The sequence below is a fragment of the Novosphingobium soli genome, from assembly GCF_042432915.1.
Taxonomy (GTDB): Bacteria; Pseudomonadota; Alphaproteobacteria; order Sphingomonadales; family Sphingomonadaceae; genus Novosphingobium; species Novosphingobium soli.
This window is the reverse complement of record NZ_JBHLWK010000019.1, coordinates 133,857-148,184: the sequence shown is the minus strand read 5'-3', so window position 1 is coordinate 148,184 and position 14,328 is coordinate 133,857. Positions and strand designations below refer to the sequence as shown.

The following is a 14,328-nucleotide window of genomic DNA, read 5'->3' as shown; positions in this document are numbered from 1 at the left end:
TAGCCTTCCCGGGTCACTTCTCAGTGGCAATCAACACCCTATGCGCCAGTGGACCTTCCCGATGTCCTTGGCGCGTATGCTGCTGGTGACACTCCTAGCGCCTTCACGCTCTCTATCGTCGACGCCGTTGACGGTGGAGCGTGGCGCACGGCGATTGGGGCGCAGGCAGCCAGCCCGGCCTTGAGCGATCTCGCGGCGGTGACGCCAATCACAGATGGCGAGCACGTCGTGGCCGGCGTCAAGATCACCACCTCGCAAGGGCTCATCGTTTCCATTGAACCCGCCTGATCTCAGCGCGTCCTCAAAGGGGAGGCGCATCACTCATTCTACCCCGGAGGCACGATGATTACCCCGCACCGGCTGCCGCTTCATGTCCGCAGCAACGATCGCCCGTGGCGTCACCGCATCAACATCTATGGCGATGATGGAGAGCCGGTGGATATGCGCGGCTATCACGGAAAAATGCAGGTGCGGTGGTATGAGGGCCAGCCTGACGATCCGATTGCTGGGTTGAGCCGTGCCTTCGCCTCGACGCATTCGGACGGCTCACCATTCAGCGACGGGAGCTTTTACGTCAGCACCGACAGTCTCGACGGATCGAGGATCGTCTTCGACGAGACGGGACTGGAGATCACGATCACGCACCTCGATCTCCTGCGATTCCCGCCCGGTATGCCGAACATGCCGGTACTGCGCTTCAGCTATGACATCCTGATCGCCAAGGACTACCCGCAGGACATCCTCTATAGCCCCGACCTCCCGGACTATGACCTGAATGCGTGGTTCGAGGGGCCGCTGGATTTCCACTATGGCGTGACGGACCCCGAGTACGAGCGCCGGACGTGTCCGATCGTCTATGACGACTTCCCTGAAGAGTATCACCTTGAGTGCCGCCGCCGGACGCCGGAGGCGTGCGGGCAGTACGGGTGCCTCTGGTTCAAGATGCCGACCAACGTGCCGACATCGGTGCTTCGCGCGGCGATTTGGCCGGACGCTGCCTCAGGATAAAATCATGGGCGCAGCTTTACGCCCATTCCCCAGACACACCCGCCCGGTCGATATGGTCATTCCCATGTCGGCCGAGAGCGGGGGTGCCGTGCGCTAACACGGCAACCGACGAGCGCGAACTCGTCACGCGCGGCTGGCCTAGCCGCTAACGCCCCGCTGCCCTGACAGGGCGGGGCACCTCGTGAGCGAAAATCTTTATGGAGTCGAATCTTGTTTCCGTGCAGCCGGTGTCGCCGGCAGCGCCTTACCTTGGCGGCAAGCGCAACCTGGCCGCGCGCCTGGTCGCGCGAATCGCCCAAATACCTCACCGGACCTATGTCGAGCCGTTTGTCGGCATGGGCGGCGTCTTCCTCCGGCGGACGAGTAAGCCGAAGGCCGAGGTCATCAACGATCTTTCGGGCGACGTGGCGAATCTCTTCCGCATCCTGCAGCGCCACTATCCGCAGTTCATGGACGTGCTGCGATGGCAGGTGACCAGCCGGGCCGAGTTCGCGCGGCTGGCGAGCATGCAGGCGGAGGCGTTGACTGATCTGGAACGCGCTGCCCGCTTTCTCTACCTCCAGCGCCTTGCGTTCGGTGGCAAGGTGAGCGGGCGCAGCTTCGGCGTCGACCGTCGGTCACCCGGCCGGTTCGATGTCACGAAGCTGGAGCCTGTCCTGGCCGAGATCCACGAGCGCCTTGCGGGCGTCGTGATCGAGCAGCTGCCCTATGGTGAGCTCATCCGGCGCTATGACGGACCTGACGTGCTGTTCTACCTCGATCCGCCTTATGTCGGCTGCGAGACGGACTATGGCGAAGGGTTTGCTTCGTCCGATTTTCGGACGATGGCAGAGCAACTAACCGGAATTTCCGGGCGGTTCGTTTTGTCGATCAACGACACGCCGCTCGCCCGCGAGGTCTTCGGACGGTTTTCGTTCGATGAGGTCAAGACCACCTATACCATCTCGACGGCGACCGGCGGCAGCGGGAAGCGGGCCGGGGAATTGATCGTCTCAAATTGCTGAGATGCGGGTGACGACGGTATTCGTCGGCGCTCATTCTGAAAGGGCGCCTGGGGCTTCGGCCTCGGGCGCCTTTTTCATGCGCGGCGGCCCATCTCCTTTGCCAAGTGCCTGATGCGATTTCGCGAGGCGTTGGCGTTCTGATCGCGGCCGATCTCGTTCGTCCCGAAAAGCGACTTCCAGAACCATTCGAGGGTGTCACGCTCAATCCCGATGGCGGAGAGATGCTTCAAGGCGGCGCGCACCTGATCGTTGGCCCCACGCACCTCGAATGCCTTCTCTGCCGTCCTGTCGATAATGGTAAGGGCTTGCTCGGTATCCATGCGTGCAGCTTAGGCGGCGCGCCTAATCGCTTCGGCTTTGCCGGTCACTAGGTCCACCGGCACCGCAAGGAACCACTCGCGCTCGCTCTCATCCCAAGATGCGAGCTTGAGGTCGATCGCGTCGGCCATAGCCTCGTCGATGCTTGAGCGCCACGGCGAGCGGGGCTGGCCGAAGACCGCGATCCTATAGCGCGCGGCCATCGTCAGAAGCTCGCCCAGTCCAGTTCGGCGTCGTCCACGGCGTCGAACATCTCAGGGTCGGCTCCGGTGTCGCCCAGGCGCTTGCGCACGGCGTCAGGGCCGCCGTCCTTCGGGAAACCCCGATCGCTCTTCGCGATCGTCGCCAGTTGGCCGATGAAGCCGCCCCGGCTGGTCTGTTCCAGCACCCAGCGACCGAAGGGGATCGGCTTCTCCGGGGCTTCGCTCACATTGATGCGGAAGCCGGCGGCGTCATGTTGTTCGAGACTGCCCATCGTCAAAATCCTCTATGCGAATCGATGTTGGTCTGATTATTTTGTTCCTGTTACGTTCTCATGTGAAGGGGCAAAATGGGCTGGAACGATTTCAGCTTGCCGGCAATCGGCGAGCGGCATGACAATGAGGACGGCACCAGCCGTCAGGCCGAGCTTGCTTTGTGCAGTCCCGGCGAGGAGGTGCGGCTGGTCCGCGAGCCGGAGAACCCGCACGATCGGATGGCCGTCGCTGTCGTCAGCTGCCGGGGGATCAAGGTCGGATACCTGAAGCGGGACCGCGCGGTCTGGGTCGGCAGCAAGATCGATCGCGGTTACGACGTGCGAGCGATCGTCCAGCGCGTGAAGGGCGCTCACCTCCCTGATGCTACCCTTGGACTGGTCATGCGAGTGAACATGGATGGAGAAGAGCCGGAGCTTCCGGAGCATGGTATCGAACCGCAGGTTCGAATCCCTCTCACGGCTTCGAACGGGGGCAAATTTTCAATCCATGGTATCAGGCATGGTATTATCTAATTGGACCCAGAAAATATGCAGCTATATCAATCTAATAATCGCTTGATATAGCTGCCTCCCGCTCCGCCAGATTTTTTTGTTTGATTTCAATATGTTGCATGTTCATTGGGGTTGCGGATCAGCGCCCCAATCAGCAATTCTGCGCCAGTGTGGGACCTGATGTGGGACTGAGGTTCGATCCCCCCAGTGGGATTCGAACCCACGATACAATGCAAGTGTCGGCAGTCGCTGCACGACCGGGATGGGACGAAGCGGTCGTTCACAGAATAGATGATAAAGGTCGGCTTTTCTGTCTTAAGCTGCCATTATATCCCATCGCCGACGCGCGCCGAGCGGCGGCCCGGAGATTCCGATGTCCGTAAAAAAAGGCACACTGTCGATGCTGGTGCCAGCGTTGCTGGTCGCCACAGCGCAGGCGCAGACGCCCCCCGGCCTCTCCGACCTCGTGGGTGCGCGCGGCGCGGGTGGAGAGACGGCGCTTCAGTCTCGCGGTTATGTCTTCGTGCGCGGCCAAAAGGGCGATGACCGCAGCTACACCTTCTGGTGGAACGCCGCGCAGCACCAGTGCATCACCGTGGCGACCATGGACGGCCGCTACGCCTCCATCACCGCCACGCCTCCCGCCGATTGCGGTCAGCGCGCAGAGCGGCCCCGTGCGGCGCCAAATGATCGCGATCGCGGTGCCTATCGCCCTGACATCGGCTACGGTCAAACCCCCTCCAGCCAGCGGCAGTCGCCCAGCTATGTGGAGGATCGGGATCGCTATCGCGTCGGCAACAGCCCGGTGGACCTTGGTCTCGTCTGCTTCGGTGATGGCCAGCGTCCGGGCATGGCCAGCACCTATGGCTGGACATGGAACAGTCGCACCCACCGTTACGACTATGGCAACCGGGTCGAGCTGACCGGCCAGCAGTTCGACGCATCGCTGATGATCCAGCTATGGGCCGGCGGCGGCCGCATCCGCCTGCCGAAGAAGCTGGTGCCGCCGATCAACAGCCGGGGCGATGACGGCTGGTGGGATCTGTACGATGTGGAGATGGGGCCGGACGTGATCCGCGCCACCTATCGGCTGAACGGCCTCAACAAGCCGCGTGTCACGATCAACCGGCGCAGCGGCCAGATCAGCGTACAGGGCCTCGAGCCCTATGCGTTTCGCGGGACGTGCGATCTGGTCGATGGTGCCGATCACCGCCGCTTCTGACTGGCGCCGACTTCATGCCTCGTCTGCCGACGACACTCCTTGCCCTCCTGCTGACATCCTGCGCCAGCTTCCCTGCCCGATACGAACCGCCCGGTGCTGCCGGCACGCCGCCGCCGATCGCGGTCGAGAGCGACCGGGCGAGCATGACACTGGACGTGCTGACCTATAATGTGGAGGGCCTGCAATGGCCCGCGCGTAGCGGTCGCGCGCCCGATCTGCAGCGTATCGGCCAGATGCTGCGGGAAATGCGCGAGCACGGGCGGGCGCCCGACATCATCCTGTTTCAGGAGGCTTTTTCCGCCGCCGCGATTCGGGCGATCAAGGACAGCGGCTATCCGTTCATGGTTGGCGGCCCTGGCCGGACGCTCTCCAGTGTCGAGAATGCCGACGCACGGCGCGTCGGCCGTCCTCGTCCGACTAAGGGCGAGATCGGGCTCCGCCTGTTGGGATCGGGCCTTGTCATCGCCAGCCGCTATCCGGTGACAGGCGCGGAGATGGATGCCTACTCGCGAAAGACCTGTGCGGGGTTCGACTGCCTGTCGAACAAAGGCGTGCAACTGGTGCGGCTAGCCATTCCCGGCGTCCCCGTGCCGATCGAGGTCGCCGCCACGCATATGAATTCTCAGCGGGCTTCAAAGGTTCGCGTCGAGCGCCACCTCGCCGCGCACCAGTTCCAGAGCGAGGAACTCGCCCGGTTTCTTGAGCGCCATCACCACCCCGCCTCGCCGCTGATCCTGGGCGGCGATTTCAACATGCGCCGCTCGCAGGAGCGCTTCACCGCTTTTCGCTCGCGCATAGCCTTCGATCAGGTTCATGAATATTGCGCGCCACCGGAGCGCTGCGATGTGCGCCTGTCATGGGACGGCGACGCGCCCTGGATGGACACGCAGGATTTGCAGTTCTTTGCGCCCGGCAAAGGGGTGGAAATCCGCCCCGAAAGAGTGGAGGCCATGTTTGACGGCTCGCCTGCCAGCCCGAAACTGTCAGACCATGACGGGTTTCGCGTCCAGTACCGCCTAAGCTGGAAGGCCGACTGATCTATTTCGCCGGTTTCTGGCGCAGCGCGGACGGGATCGGCAAAAGCTCCACTTTGCTGGTAGCGACATCGTAGATGGCGGGCACGACCTTGAGCGTGCCGGCCCGGACCCGCTCTTCGATCACAGGCGAGGCATTGATGAGGGTCGCGGCCTGTATCACCGCATTCTGGCGGGTCACGGCGATCGCGTTTCCGCCCTGTGTCATGTAGATCGCGGGCAGGATCGCCGGGAACAGCGCGCTGATCTGGCCGGGCACCGCCGGATTGTCCATCGCTGCCTTCACCGCCCCGCAGCTCGAATGGCCCATGACGAGGATCGCTTTCAGCCCCAGCACGGCGACGCCATATTCCAGGCTCGCGATAATCTCAGGCGTGGTGATGTTCCCGGCGACGCGGGTGACGAACAGGCGGCCGATCGGCTCGTCGAACACCATCTCCACCGGCACGCGCGAATCGGCGCAGGACAGGACGCCGACGATCGGCCATTGCCCCTCTGCTGCCTTCGCGCGGATGATCGCCATGTCCTTGAGATGCGCGACAGGCGCGCCGCTGACGAAGCGGGCATTGCCGTCCATGATCTCCTTGATCGCAAGATCCGGCGTCGTGGTCGCGTCCGGTGACGCGGGCGCTTCCGCCGCCTGGGCATGTCCTGTAAGCCCAATCGCGGCCCCGACTGCAGCCATCCCGCGCATCACCTGGCGCCGCGACGGATCGGACGGCGTATAGAAGTATCGGGTGCGTTCGGGCATGGGGCGGTTCTCGCTCCGGTGGCAACGATAGCGCTTCTACCATCGCGTATCTCAGCCTCAAAGCTATCGCGCCTAAAAAATCAATCCGGCATTTGCGCCGAGCATGACCCCGGCGGGTGCGAGCGCAACACGGCCCGGAAGTTTGGCACAACTGTAATTCGACCAAGCCCATTCGCTCCGAAATAGCTTTTGCAGGCGTCAATGGCCGACCTTGGCAAAAGTCGACGTTGCGCCATCGCGAGCCGGGGCGAAACTCAGTCCAGCTCCACTGTCAGGGCGCCAGGTCAGCGACGTTCAGGCGAACGCCGTCGTACTGCGCATGCCCCGAGGAGAGACGCGCGCCGGTCGCATCCTTTTCAAAGACGATCTTCGAGGGGAGCGGATTCCCCAGCGCGCCAAAGGTGATCTTCAGCTTCATCTCGCCACGGTGAGTACCCTTGACCGTCAGATCGGCCACATAGGTGGAGTTGCTCGCGGGATTGGCCTGCAGAGTCTCGCGCCCTTGGTAGATGGCGCCGTCGCCATCGTCAAAATCGTAGTACGCCTTCTCGATGCGACCATCCTGCTGGCGACGGTAGGTGATGTAGCCTGCGGCTTTGCCGTAGACCTTCACGTTCTGCTCACGACTCGCCTTGGCAAAAGCGGGGGCCATGTCGGACCGGAAGGGCTTGTAAGCTTCGGCCACGCGGAACGGGCGCGGCGTCACCACCGCCGCAGGCTTGCGTTCAGGCAGTGCGACCTGACGAATGCGCAGCTTGCCAGTGCCGCGCTGTCCTTCAATCCAGATGCCGCGTGTGCCCTGCGGGTTCCACGACATCGGCGAATGAAACACCCAGTCGGGCTCGGTGCTGAGGTTCAGGCCGAGATACTCGGGCTGCCTTTCGGATTCGGCGATGTCGATCAGGGCAGGACCGACATTTCCTTCGCGCGCACCTCGCACTCCGGTGACCGCGTAAGTATACGCGAACATGCCCAGACCCATGTTGAGAGCGCCGGGGTAGGGGCGCGGCACCAGGCCCAGGATTGCAGGATCGGTCTTTGGCGAGAAGCGCGTTGTCATCGTCAGGCCCAGGCGCTCGTCGGGCGAGAATATCGTCGTTTCGGTATAGCCCGGCGTATCGGTGACCGGGCGGAGCGCGTTGGACGCAAGGTCCTGCACCACCGAGTCCGGCGTGTCCCGGCGGCCCGCTCCTACCAGCGAAATCGCAGTCCCGCCTTGCACAAACTGCTTGACCTCGCCTCCCCCCACCGGACGCGGGATCACGCCGTCTGCGTGGCGCGGGTCGGGAGCAAAGGGATCAAGCGTGCTGATGATGCGCGGGTTCTCGATCGTGTAGACGTCCGCGGTACGGCGCAGTTCGCCGACGAAAGCGAGGGCGGAGAAGTTGGCGAACAGCGTGGTCCAGGCGACGTGGCGGTTATCCGGCGAAACGATGACCTCCGACCAGCGATGCGCCACGTGATCGCCCACGGCGAGACCATCGGGATAGCGCACCGGGACCAGCTGCGAGCGCGTGCAGCGCTCCAGATCGGGCAGGCACTCCAGGATGAAGTCGCCAAGGTGAATGCGCCGGTTGTCGGCGAACACCATGAAGCGGATTCCGTTGTCCTTGGCGCGCACCGGAACCTGGCCAGCGAAGACCGGAAGCATATTGCGGCCGTCCTCGTCGATCAGCGCGAGCTTCAGGTCGCGCTCATCCTTGTCGCCCGGCGCGGCATAAGAGATCAGAACTCTTCCGCGAGGCGTGTAGGTCGCGGAGCGGAGCATGATCTTGCCATCGAGGGGCACGGTCATGATGTCGACGCGTCCGAACCCCGCCATTTCACGGCTGACCTGCGCATCGGCTGGGATCACCAGCGTTGATGCTGCCATCAACGCCAACGCTGCTGCCGTTCCACTTCGACGCACCAGACAGGCCATACCACTTCTCCAGATCATTCAATCCTTGAACTAATGCTTTTAACCTGCCGGTCAAGCTGACTGCCGGTTCGGCCGGCACTCGGCCCACGAACAAAGCTGGACCGGGATCGACATGGCAGCCGGTTGACGATTGACAAAGTTCGCTGTTTGACCAAGACCGAAATCAGGTAAGACCAATACGATTAGGGAGGGAAGAATGAAGCGTCTCTTGTGCGTTCTGTTGTGCTCGTCGGGCTTGGGCGGCGCCGGTGCTCCCGCCATCGCGCAGGAAGCGGGCAGCGCCACCACCACCAACGAGACCGAAACCATCATCGTCCAGGCGCGACGCCGCGACGAAGACGTGCAGGACGTCCCTGCCGTCATCGACACGGTCACGTCCGAGCAGATCGGTAAGCTGAACCTGCGCGACTTTCGAGAGGTCGCCACCATCGTTCCCGGTCTGCAGCTCACCACCGAGGCGAACGGCGTGGGCGGCAACGCGCGCCTGCGCGGCGTCAACTTCGACGTCAACGCAAGCGGCAACAATCCGACCGTTGAATTTTATTTCAACGATGCGCCGATCACTGCCGGCGTGATCCTGCAGCAACTCTATGATGTGGGCCAGATCGAGGTCCAGCGTGGTCCTCAGGGCACTCTGCGCGGGCGCGCCGCGCCTTCCGGCTCGATCACCGTCGGCGCCAGGAAGCCGAACCTCTACGATTTCGGCGGCTTTGTCGACATGACCGCCAATGACATCGGCACGCAGAACTACAAGGGCGCGCTGAACATCCCGCTGATCGAAGGCATCGCGGCCATCCGCGTCGCGGGCGTCTACGACGAGAACGAGGTGGATCGTGTCAGGCCGCTCAACGGTGCCCGCGATCCCCAGTCGCGCACTGCAAGTGGCAGAATCTCGGCCCTGCTGCAGCCTACTGACTGGTTGAAGCTGGAGGGCGTGTATCAGCGCCTGGATCGCCGCGCCTATACCTACGATCAGGTCGCGTCGTTCAGCGAGAGCAATCCCGCAGCCCCGGCCAGCCCCGTCTACATCGACAGCGACGATCGGCGTGCGGTGCAGGAGAGCGCGCGGCCGATCCGGCAGGTCTACGACATCTACAACTGGCGGGCAGAGGGATCGGCGCTGGGTCAGGTCCTGATCTACCAGGGTCAGCACTACACGCAGAAGGTCAGCTCGACCGCGAACATCGACCTTGCCAACCTGTTCCCGGGCGACGTGAACCAGGTCACCAACTCGAGGCCGAAATCGACCTCTCACGAAGTTCGTCTTCAGAACCAGGATAGAGTGGCCGGCTTCTTCGATTACGTGATCGGCTTCTTCGACAACAGGAACGATGCTCCCACCCGGTTGACCTCGCCCACGATCGTCGGCCTGCGCACGGGCGCGACCACCGGACGCATCATCCAGACCGTCAATTCCAATATCGAGCGCCAGGGCGAAAGCCATGAGCGCTCCTTCTTTGGCAACCTAACCGCGCATCTCGGCACTGGGACCGAAATTTCGGGTGGACTTCGCCATATCGACTACAGCTCGGATGGCGCGCTGCTTGTCAACGGCGCCGTGATCGCCACGGACGCGCAGGATGCCAAGAAGTGGATCTATGCGGCTTCGGTGAAGCACAACTTCAACCGTGATCTGATGGTCTATGCGAGCACCGGCAGCTCCTGGCGTCCGGGGATCGTCACCGTAGGCGACTTCAGCCTGCGCCGCTCGGCGTTGCAGGAAAGCTTCCTGAATCTGCCGGCGGAGACGTCCAAGTCGTACGAGATCGGCGTCAAGAGCACTTTGATGGGCGGCCGCCTGCGGGCGAATGTCTCGGGCTTCCACCAGAAGTTCAAGAACTATCCGTTCCGCACCGGCGGGCAAGGCGTGTACTACGTCAACTACACGCAGGTCGCAGGGCTCGGCGTGGTGCCGAACGTCACGCAGTTCAACTTCGTGAGCGCCGTTCCGGTGGAAGTGAATGGCATCGAGGGTGAGCTTTCGTTCGACCTGATGGAGGGCCTGAGCGTCAACGCTGTCGCCAGCTACGCACTCGGCAAGATCAAGGGCGGCAACATCCCGTGCAACGACCTGAACGGAGATGGCGTGCCGGATACGATCACCTCGGCGCCGACATTGGCGCAGCTCCAGGCGGCAGTGGGCGCCAACAACATCGCTGGCTGCCAGGTCTCGCAGCGTGCAGGTTTCACCCCGCCGTTCAGCGCCACGCTGAGCAGTGAATATCAGTTCGGCGTCAGCGATCGGGTGAACGCCTATCTGCGCGGGCTGCTGAACTTCAACGGCAACTCGCGGACCGATCCTGGCAACCCGTTCGATGATACGAAGAACTATGGCCTTGTGAACCTCTACACCGGCATCCGCGACCCGGAGGGTGCGTGGGAAGTGGCGCTATTCGCCAAGAATCTGTTCGACACGACCAGGGTGCTGTCGCAGACCAATCCGCAGTTCACCGCTTATCGCAACGCGGCGGCGGGCGGTGCTGCGGCGACGTATACCGGCACCTACGTCGGCATCACCACGACTGCACCACGCGAGTTCGGCATCAACGTGCGCTACGCTTTCGGGTCGCGCTGAGCGGAGCAAGCGAGGATAAAAAAGTTGGCGGGAGGTCCATGACCTCCCGCTATTCTTCGTGTTACTTCCCAACCTTGGCGAGGTCCGCGTCAATCGCCGCAAGCTTTGCATCAGTCAGCGCGTCGCCTGCGTAGCTCTGCAGCGAGCGCAGGGTCATGCCGCGGGCCATCTCGATATTGGAATTGGCAATCAGGTCGGGCACGTGCTTCTGCAGCACCGCCTTGGTCGCCGGATTGTCCAGCAGGTCGCCCAGCGTGCTGACGGCCGAGGAGTAGGCGGCACCGGAGGCCGGAGCGCTGGCAGTGGGCGTAGGCGCCGCGGCCGGGCTAGCTGGTGCGGGTTGCGCAATGGCGGGGAGCGCCAGCAGCGCACCGGCTGCAAGAACGCTCGCAGAGATCATGGTCTTCACATCACTCTCCTCATTGTGTCGCGACATGCGACGCTTGAAAAAGGCTCAGGCCGCGAGAGTGGTCGCCAGGACGGCGCGGTCCTCCGTGCTCGGGCGCCACGGACCGCCGATCAGGCCCTCGCTGCCCTAGCTCATGCCGGCCATCTCGGTCAGCATCTGCGCGCGGAACAGCTCGGCGTCGGCGGCCGAGTTGGTGCCGGCCTGCACCCGCGCGAACAGTGTCTCCGCCTTGGCAGTCGCGAGGTCGGCGGTGAGGGCGGTGGGGTGGCCGTGATCGGTCGAGGTCGAGCCCATTTGCTGGAAGAACGCGCGACGCTGGCGATGCGCGGCGAGGTAGCCGCGCCAAGTGCGGCAATCCTCGTGGCTCAGCGCCGAGAAGGCGGCAGAGATTGGCCTGGAAGCCCTCGAACTCGGGGTCGATCACCGGGTCTGGGCGGTAGACGGTGAGCACGCGGCCCGACCAGCCGCTGTGGCGGATCGCCTGGTGGTGCGCCAGCGTACTTTCGGTGGTGGTGAGCACTTCGATGCCGAAGCGGTCGAACAATGCGCGCGGACGGAACTCGGGGAGGCCCAGGGCGGCTGTGATGGTTTCGTAGTACAGGCGCGCGCTATCGGCCTCAAGCCTGACAGGGTTTGCGAAAATTTCGGCGAAGACCCAGCCTAGCCACATGCGCGAAGGCTTGCCGCGGAACAGGTGGTAGTGGCTCGCGAACAGCTGCCACGCCTCGCGCGGATCGGCGTCCGAGCCGATGCCGAGGTCTTCCATGGCGATGCCTTGCGAATAGAGCATCCGCAGCACGTAGTGGTCGGGCTTCAAGAGCAGCTCGGCCGCGTTCTCGAAAGCCTCGTCACGTGAGAACCAAGAGGGGTCGGTGTGCCCATGCGGACTGATAATCGGCAGGTTGCGCACGTGCCCATAGAGTTCGCGAGCGATGGCCCGGGTCCGCTCAGTGGCCGGGAACAGGCGATCGTCGTGCAGATGCAGGGGCTGTGCGGGCAAAAAGGTTGTTTCCGTTCTGGCGTCTAGGCGACTTTACCGAACCGCCGACGCGTCGCGGCGACCGAGTTGCGGGCCTCGGCAATGGCCTTTTCCTCGACGGCGAACAGCAGGTGCTGAATCACCGCCTCCATGTGGCTGCGCATCGCGGTGCGAGCGCGGACCGGGTCGCGCGTTCGCAGCGCCTCTACCACAGCGGTGTGCTCCTCAATCACGGGGAGCACGTGCGCGGTGCGCGCCTGCTCCAGCAGCAGCCGGCACTCGGGCGATTCCCAGCGCTGACGCCACAGATCCTCGATCGTGCGCTCGATCGCGGCGTTACGGGTAGCGCGCGCGATCGTCATGTGGAAGGCCATGTCGGCGTTCTCCTCTGCCTTCTGGCTCTCGTTCTGCGACTGGATGGCAGCGACGAGGTCTTCCAGCTGGGCGATCTCGTCGTCAGTGATCTGCACCGCGGCGAGCGCCGCTGCCTCGCCTTCAAACACCAGCCGCGCCTCGAGCAGCTCGAACGGGCTGACACTGAAGCGTGGCGCGTCGCTCTCGCCCGGCAACCGCACCACGAAGGTGCCCGCGCCGATCCGCACTTCTATGAGACCTAGCACTTCGAGCGCGAGCATCGCCTCGCGGATCACCGGTCGGCTGACGCCCATGCGCAAGGCCAGGTCGCGCTCGGCCGGCATCTTGTCGCCCACACCGTAGGTGCCGGACTGCAGCTCCTCGATCAGGGTGCGCGCGATGTTCTTGTAGAGGCGGTTCTCGTCAGGGCCGAGCAGCGCAAGCTCGTTTGCAGCGTTGAGGCTTCTGATCGACATCGACATGCACCTTTCTATTGCGGTCCTACCACTTTCTTGCAAGTGGTAATGACACTCCGGCGCGCACGCCGGCGACTAGGGAAGAGGTTCATTCGAAGCATGAAAATCGTGGCCGCGAAAGTCATCGTCTGCAGCCCGGGCCGCAATTTCGTGACATTGAAGATCGAAACCGACCAGGGCGTCTACGGCATCGGCGACGCCACCCTCAACGGGCGCGAGCTGGCGGTGGTCTCCTATCTCGAAGATCACGTCATTCCGTGCCTGATCGGCATGGACCCGCAGCGGATCGAAGACATTTGGCAGTACTTCTACCGCGGCGCCTATTGGCGGCGTGGACCGGTGACAATGCGCGCGATCGCCGCGGTCGACGTTGCCTTGTGGGACATCAAGGCCAAGCTGGCGGACATGCCGCTCTACCAGCTGCTCGGCGGACGCAGCCGGGACGGGGTGATGGTCTATGGCCATGCCAACGGCTCGGACATCGCCGAGACTGTCGAGGCGGTCGGCAACTACATCGACCTTGGCTACAAGGCGATCCGCGCGCAGACCGGCGTGCCCGGGATCAAGGACGCCTACGGCGTGGGCCGCGGCAAGCTCTACTACGAGCCCGCCGACGCCGACCTGCCCAGCGTCACCGGCTGGGACACCGCCAAGGCGCTGAACTACGTGCCCAGGCTGTTCGAGACGCTGCGCGACACTTACGGCTACGACCATCACCTGCTGCACGACGGCCACCACCGCTACACCCCCAACGAGGCGGCAATCCTGGGCAAGGCGCTGGAGCCGTTCCGCCTGTTCTGGTTCGAGGACTGCACCCCGGCCGAGAACCAGGAGGCATTCCGCCACGTCCGTCAGCACACCACCACGCCGCTCGCGGTGGGTGAGATCTTCAACACCGTGTGGGACGCCCGGGAACTGATCCAGAACCAGCTGATCGACTACATCCGCGCGACGATCGTCGGCGCCGGCGGCCTCACCCACTTGCGCCGCCTCGCCGATCTCGCGAGCCTCTACCAGATCCGCACCGGCTGCCATGGCGCCACCGACCTTTCGCCGGTGACGATGGGCACCGCGCTGCACTTCGACACTTGGGTGCCCAATTTCGGCATCCAGGAATATATGCGCCACACCGAGGAGACCGACGCGGTCTTTCCGCACGACTACCGTTTCGAGAAGGGCGAACTGTTCTGCGGCGAGACTCCGGGCCACGGTGTCGACATCGATGAGGCGCTGGCGGCAAAGTACCCCTACAAGCGCGCCTACCTTCCCGTCGCTCGCCTGAACGACGGTACGATGTGGAACTGGTGACC

At 63.6% G+C, this 14,328-nt stretch carries 15 protein-coding genes and 1 pseudogene; 8 read left to right on the top strand and 8 right to left on the bottom strand.

What is annotated here, in order from left to right; genetic code table 11:
* Nucleotides 1-48: 48 nt before the first annotated feature.
* The 3 genes from ACFFJC_RS16275 (at nt 49) to ACFFJC_RS16265 (ending at nt 2,012) form a co-directional block, all read left to right on the top strand.
* Nucleotides 49-288: a hypothetical protein gene (locus ACFFJC_RS16275; protein ID WP_379488536.1), complete on the top strand. Its 240-nt coding sequence runs from the start codon at nt 49-51 to the stop codon at nt 286-288.
* Between the two features lie 54 nt (nt 289-342).
* The gene (locus ACFFJC_RS16270) at nt 343-1,008 is read left to right on the top strand and encodes a hypothetical protein (RefSeq protein WP_379488535.1); all 666 of its coding nucleotides are present in this window, start codon (nt 343-345) and stop codon (nt 1,006-1,008) included.
* Nucleotides 1,009-1,205: 197 nt separating this feature from the next.
* Nucleotides 1,206-2,012 (top strand): DNA adenine methylase, encoded by an 807-nt coding sequence (locus tag ACFFJC_RS16265; protein WP_379488534.1) that lies wholly within the window; start codon nt 1,206-1,208, stop codon nt 2,010-2,012.
* A 74-nt stretch (nt 2,013-2,086) separates the two neighbouring features.
* Here the strand turns inward: ACFFJC_RS16265 and ACFFJC_RS16260 are convergent, their stop codons facing one another.
* The 3 genes from ACFFJC_RS16260 to ACFFJC_RS16250 are packed head-to-tail and all read right to left on the bottom strand — an operon-like array spanning nt 2,087 to nt 2,805.
* A complete protein-coding gene (locus ACFFJC_RS16260; protein WP_379488533.1) occupies nt 2,087-2,332 on the bottom strand; it encodes a hypothetical protein in 246 nt (81 codons plus the stop codon).
* Nucleotides 2,333-2,341: 9 nt separating this feature from the next.
* The gene (locus tag ACFFJC_RS16255) at nt 2,342-2,533 is read right to left on the bottom strand and encodes a hypothetical protein (RefSeq protein WP_379488532.1); all 192 of its coding nucleotides are present in this window, start codon (nt 2,531-2,533) and stop codon (nt 2,342-2,344) included.
* A 2-nt stretch (nt 2,534-2,535) separates the two neighbouring features.
* A complete protein-coding gene (locus ACFFJC_RS16250) occupies nt 2,536-2,805 on the bottom strand; it encodes a hypothetical protein (protein WP_379488531.1) in 270 nt (89 codons plus the stop codon).
* Nucleotides 2,806-2,880: 75 nt separating this feature from the next.
* Here ACFFJC_RS16250 and ACFFJC_RS16245 point away from each other — a divergent pair, with 75 nt between their 5' ends.
* From ACFFJC_RS16245 to ACFFJC_RS16235, 3 genes are all read left to right on the top strand, one after another.
* The gene (locus ACFFJC_RS16245; protein ID WP_379488530.1) at nt 2,881-3,318 is read left to right on the top strand and encodes an HIRAN domain-containing protein; all 438 of its coding nucleotides are present in this window, start codon (nt 2,881-2,883) and stop codon (nt 3,316-3,318) included.
* Between the two features lie 352 nt (nt 3,319-3,670).
* Nucleotides 3,671-4,519 (top strand): hypothetical protein, encoded by an 849-nt coding sequence (locus ACFFJC_RS16240; protein ID WP_379488529.1) that lies wholly within the window; start codon nt 3,671-3,673, stop codon nt 4,517-4,519.
* A 14-nt stretch (nt 4,520-4,533) separates the two neighbouring features.
* A complete protein-coding gene (locus ACFFJC_RS16235) occupies nt 4,534-5,556 on the top strand; it encodes an endonuclease/exonuclease/phosphatase family protein (RefSeq protein WP_379488528.1) in 1,023 nt (340 codons plus the stop codon).
* Between the two features lies 1 nt (nt 5,557).
* Here the strand turns inward: ACFFJC_RS16235 and ACFFJC_RS16230 are convergent, their stop codons facing one another.
* Together ACFFJC_RS16230 and ACFFJC_RS16225 are read right to left on the bottom strand one after the other, a co-directional pair.
* Nucleotides 5,558-6,304 (bottom strand): carbonic anhydrase, encoded by a 747-nt coding sequence (locus ACFFJC_RS16230; RefSeq protein WP_379488527.1) that lies wholly within the window; start codon nt 6,302-6,304, stop codon nt 5,558-5,560.
* Nucleotides 6,305-6,575: 271 nt separating this feature from the next.
* Entirely contained in the window at nt 6,576-8,225 is a 1,650-nt protein-coding gene (locus tag ACFFJC_RS16225; protein WP_379488526.1) for a hypothetical protein, read from the bottom strand.
* Nucleotides 8,226-8,421: 196 nt separating this feature from the next.
* On the opposite strand from ACFFJC_RS16225, the gene ACFFJC_RS16220 reads away from it, so the two are divergent.
* Entirely contained in the window at nt 8,422-10,800 is a 2,379-nt protein-coding gene (locus tag ACFFJC_RS16220) for a TonB-dependent receptor (RefSeq protein ID WP_379488525.1), read from the top strand.
* Nucleotides 10,801-10,861: 61 nt separating this feature from the next.
* Here ACFFJC_RS16220 and ACFFJC_RS16215 read toward each other — a convergent pair whose 3' ends face one another.
* The 3 genes and pseudogenes from ACFFJC_RS16215 to ACFFJC_RS16205 form a co-directional block, all read right to left on the bottom strand.
* A complete protein-coding gene (locus ACFFJC_RS16215; RefSeq protein WP_379488544.1) occupies nt 10,862-11,200 on the bottom strand; it encodes a hypothetical protein in 339 nt (112 codons plus the stop codon).
* Between the two features lie 138 nt (nt 11,201-11,338).
* Nucleotides 11,339-12,209, bottom strand: a pseudogene (locus tag ACFFJC_RS16210) (glucuronate isomerase); the annotation flags it as partial.
* A gap of 23 nt (nt 12,210-12,232) precedes the next feature.
* Nucleotides 12,233-13,018: a FadR/GntR family transcriptional regulator gene (locus ACFFJC_RS16205; RefSeq protein ID WP_379488524.1), complete on the bottom strand. Its 786-nt coding sequence runs from the start codon at nt 13,016-13,018 to the stop codon at nt 12,233-12,235.
* A gap of 99 nt (nt 13,019-13,117) precedes the next feature.
* Between ACFFJC_RS16205 and manD the strand changes: the two genes are divergently transcribed.
* Entirely contained in the window at nt 13,118-14,326 is a 1,209-nt protein-coding gene (manD, locus tag ACFFJC_RS16200) for a D-mannonate dehydratase ManD (RefSeq protein WP_379488523.1), read from the top strand.
* Nucleotides 14,327-14,328 lie beyond the last annotated feature (2 nt).

What these genes read in the sequence shown, in the direction of transcription:
- ACFFJC_RS16270 (WP_379488535.1), top strand. Translation starts at nt 343, where the DNA reads ATGATTACCCCGCACCGGCTGCCGCTTCATGTCCGCAGCAACGATCGC.
- ACFFJC_RS16265 (WP_379488534.1), top strand. Translation starts at nt 1,206, where the DNA reads ATGGAGTCGAATCTTGTTTCCGTGCAGCCGGTGTCGCCGGCAGCGCCT.
- ACFFJC_RS16260 (WP_379488533.1), bottom strand. Translation starts at nt 2,332, where the DNA reads ATGGATACCGAGCAAGCCCTTACCATTATCGACAGGACGGCAGAGAAG.
- ACFFJC_RS16255 (WP_379488532.1), bottom strand. Translation starts at nt 2,533, where the DNA reads ATGGCCGCGCGCTATAGGATCGCGGTCTTCGGCCAGCCCCGCTCGCCG.
- ACFFJC_RS16250 (WP_379488531.1), bottom strand. Translation starts at nt 2,805, where the DNA reads ATGGGCAGTCTCGAACAACATGACGCCGCCGGCTTCCGCATCAATGTG.
- ACFFJC_RS16245 (WP_379488530.1), top strand. Translation starts at nt 2,881, where the DNA reads ATGGGCTGGAACGATTTCAGCTTGCCGGCAATCGGCGAGCGGCATGAC.
- ACFFJC_RS16240 (WP_379488529.1), top strand. Translation starts at nt 3,671, where the DNA reads ATGTCCGTAAAAAAAGGCACACTGTCGATGCTGGTGCCAGCGTTGCTG.
- ACFFJC_RS16235 (WP_379488528.1), top strand. Translation starts at nt 4,534, where the DNA reads ATGCCTCGTCTGCCGACGACACTCCTTGCCCTCCTGCTGACATCCTGC.
- ACFFJC_RS16230 (WP_379488527.1), bottom strand. Translation starts at nt 6,304, where the DNA reads ATGCCCGAACGCACCCGATACTTCTATACGCCGTCCGATCCGTCGCGG.
- ACFFJC_RS16225 (WP_379488526.1), bottom strand. Translation starts at nt 8,225, where the DNA reads ATGGCCTGTCTGGTGCGTCGAAGTGGAACGGCAGCAGCGTTGGCGTTG.
- ACFFJC_RS16220 (WP_379488525.1), top strand. Translation starts at nt 8,422, where the DNA reads ATGAAGCGTCTCTTGTGCGTTCTGTTGTGCTCGTCGGGCTTGGGCGGC.
- ACFFJC_RS16215 (WP_379488544.1), bottom strand. Translation starts at nt 11,200, where the DNA reads ATGATCTCTGCGAGCGTTCTTGCAGCCGGTGCGCTGCTGGCGCTCCCC.
- ACFFJC_RS16205 (WP_379488524.1), bottom strand. Translation starts at nt 13,018, where the DNA reads ATGTCGATCAGAAGCCTCAACGCTGCAAACGAGCTTGCGCTGCTCGGC.
- manD (WP_379488523.1), top strand. Translation starts at nt 13,118, where the DNA reads ATGAAAATCGTGGCCGCGAAAGTCATCGTCTGCAGCCCGGGCCGCAAT.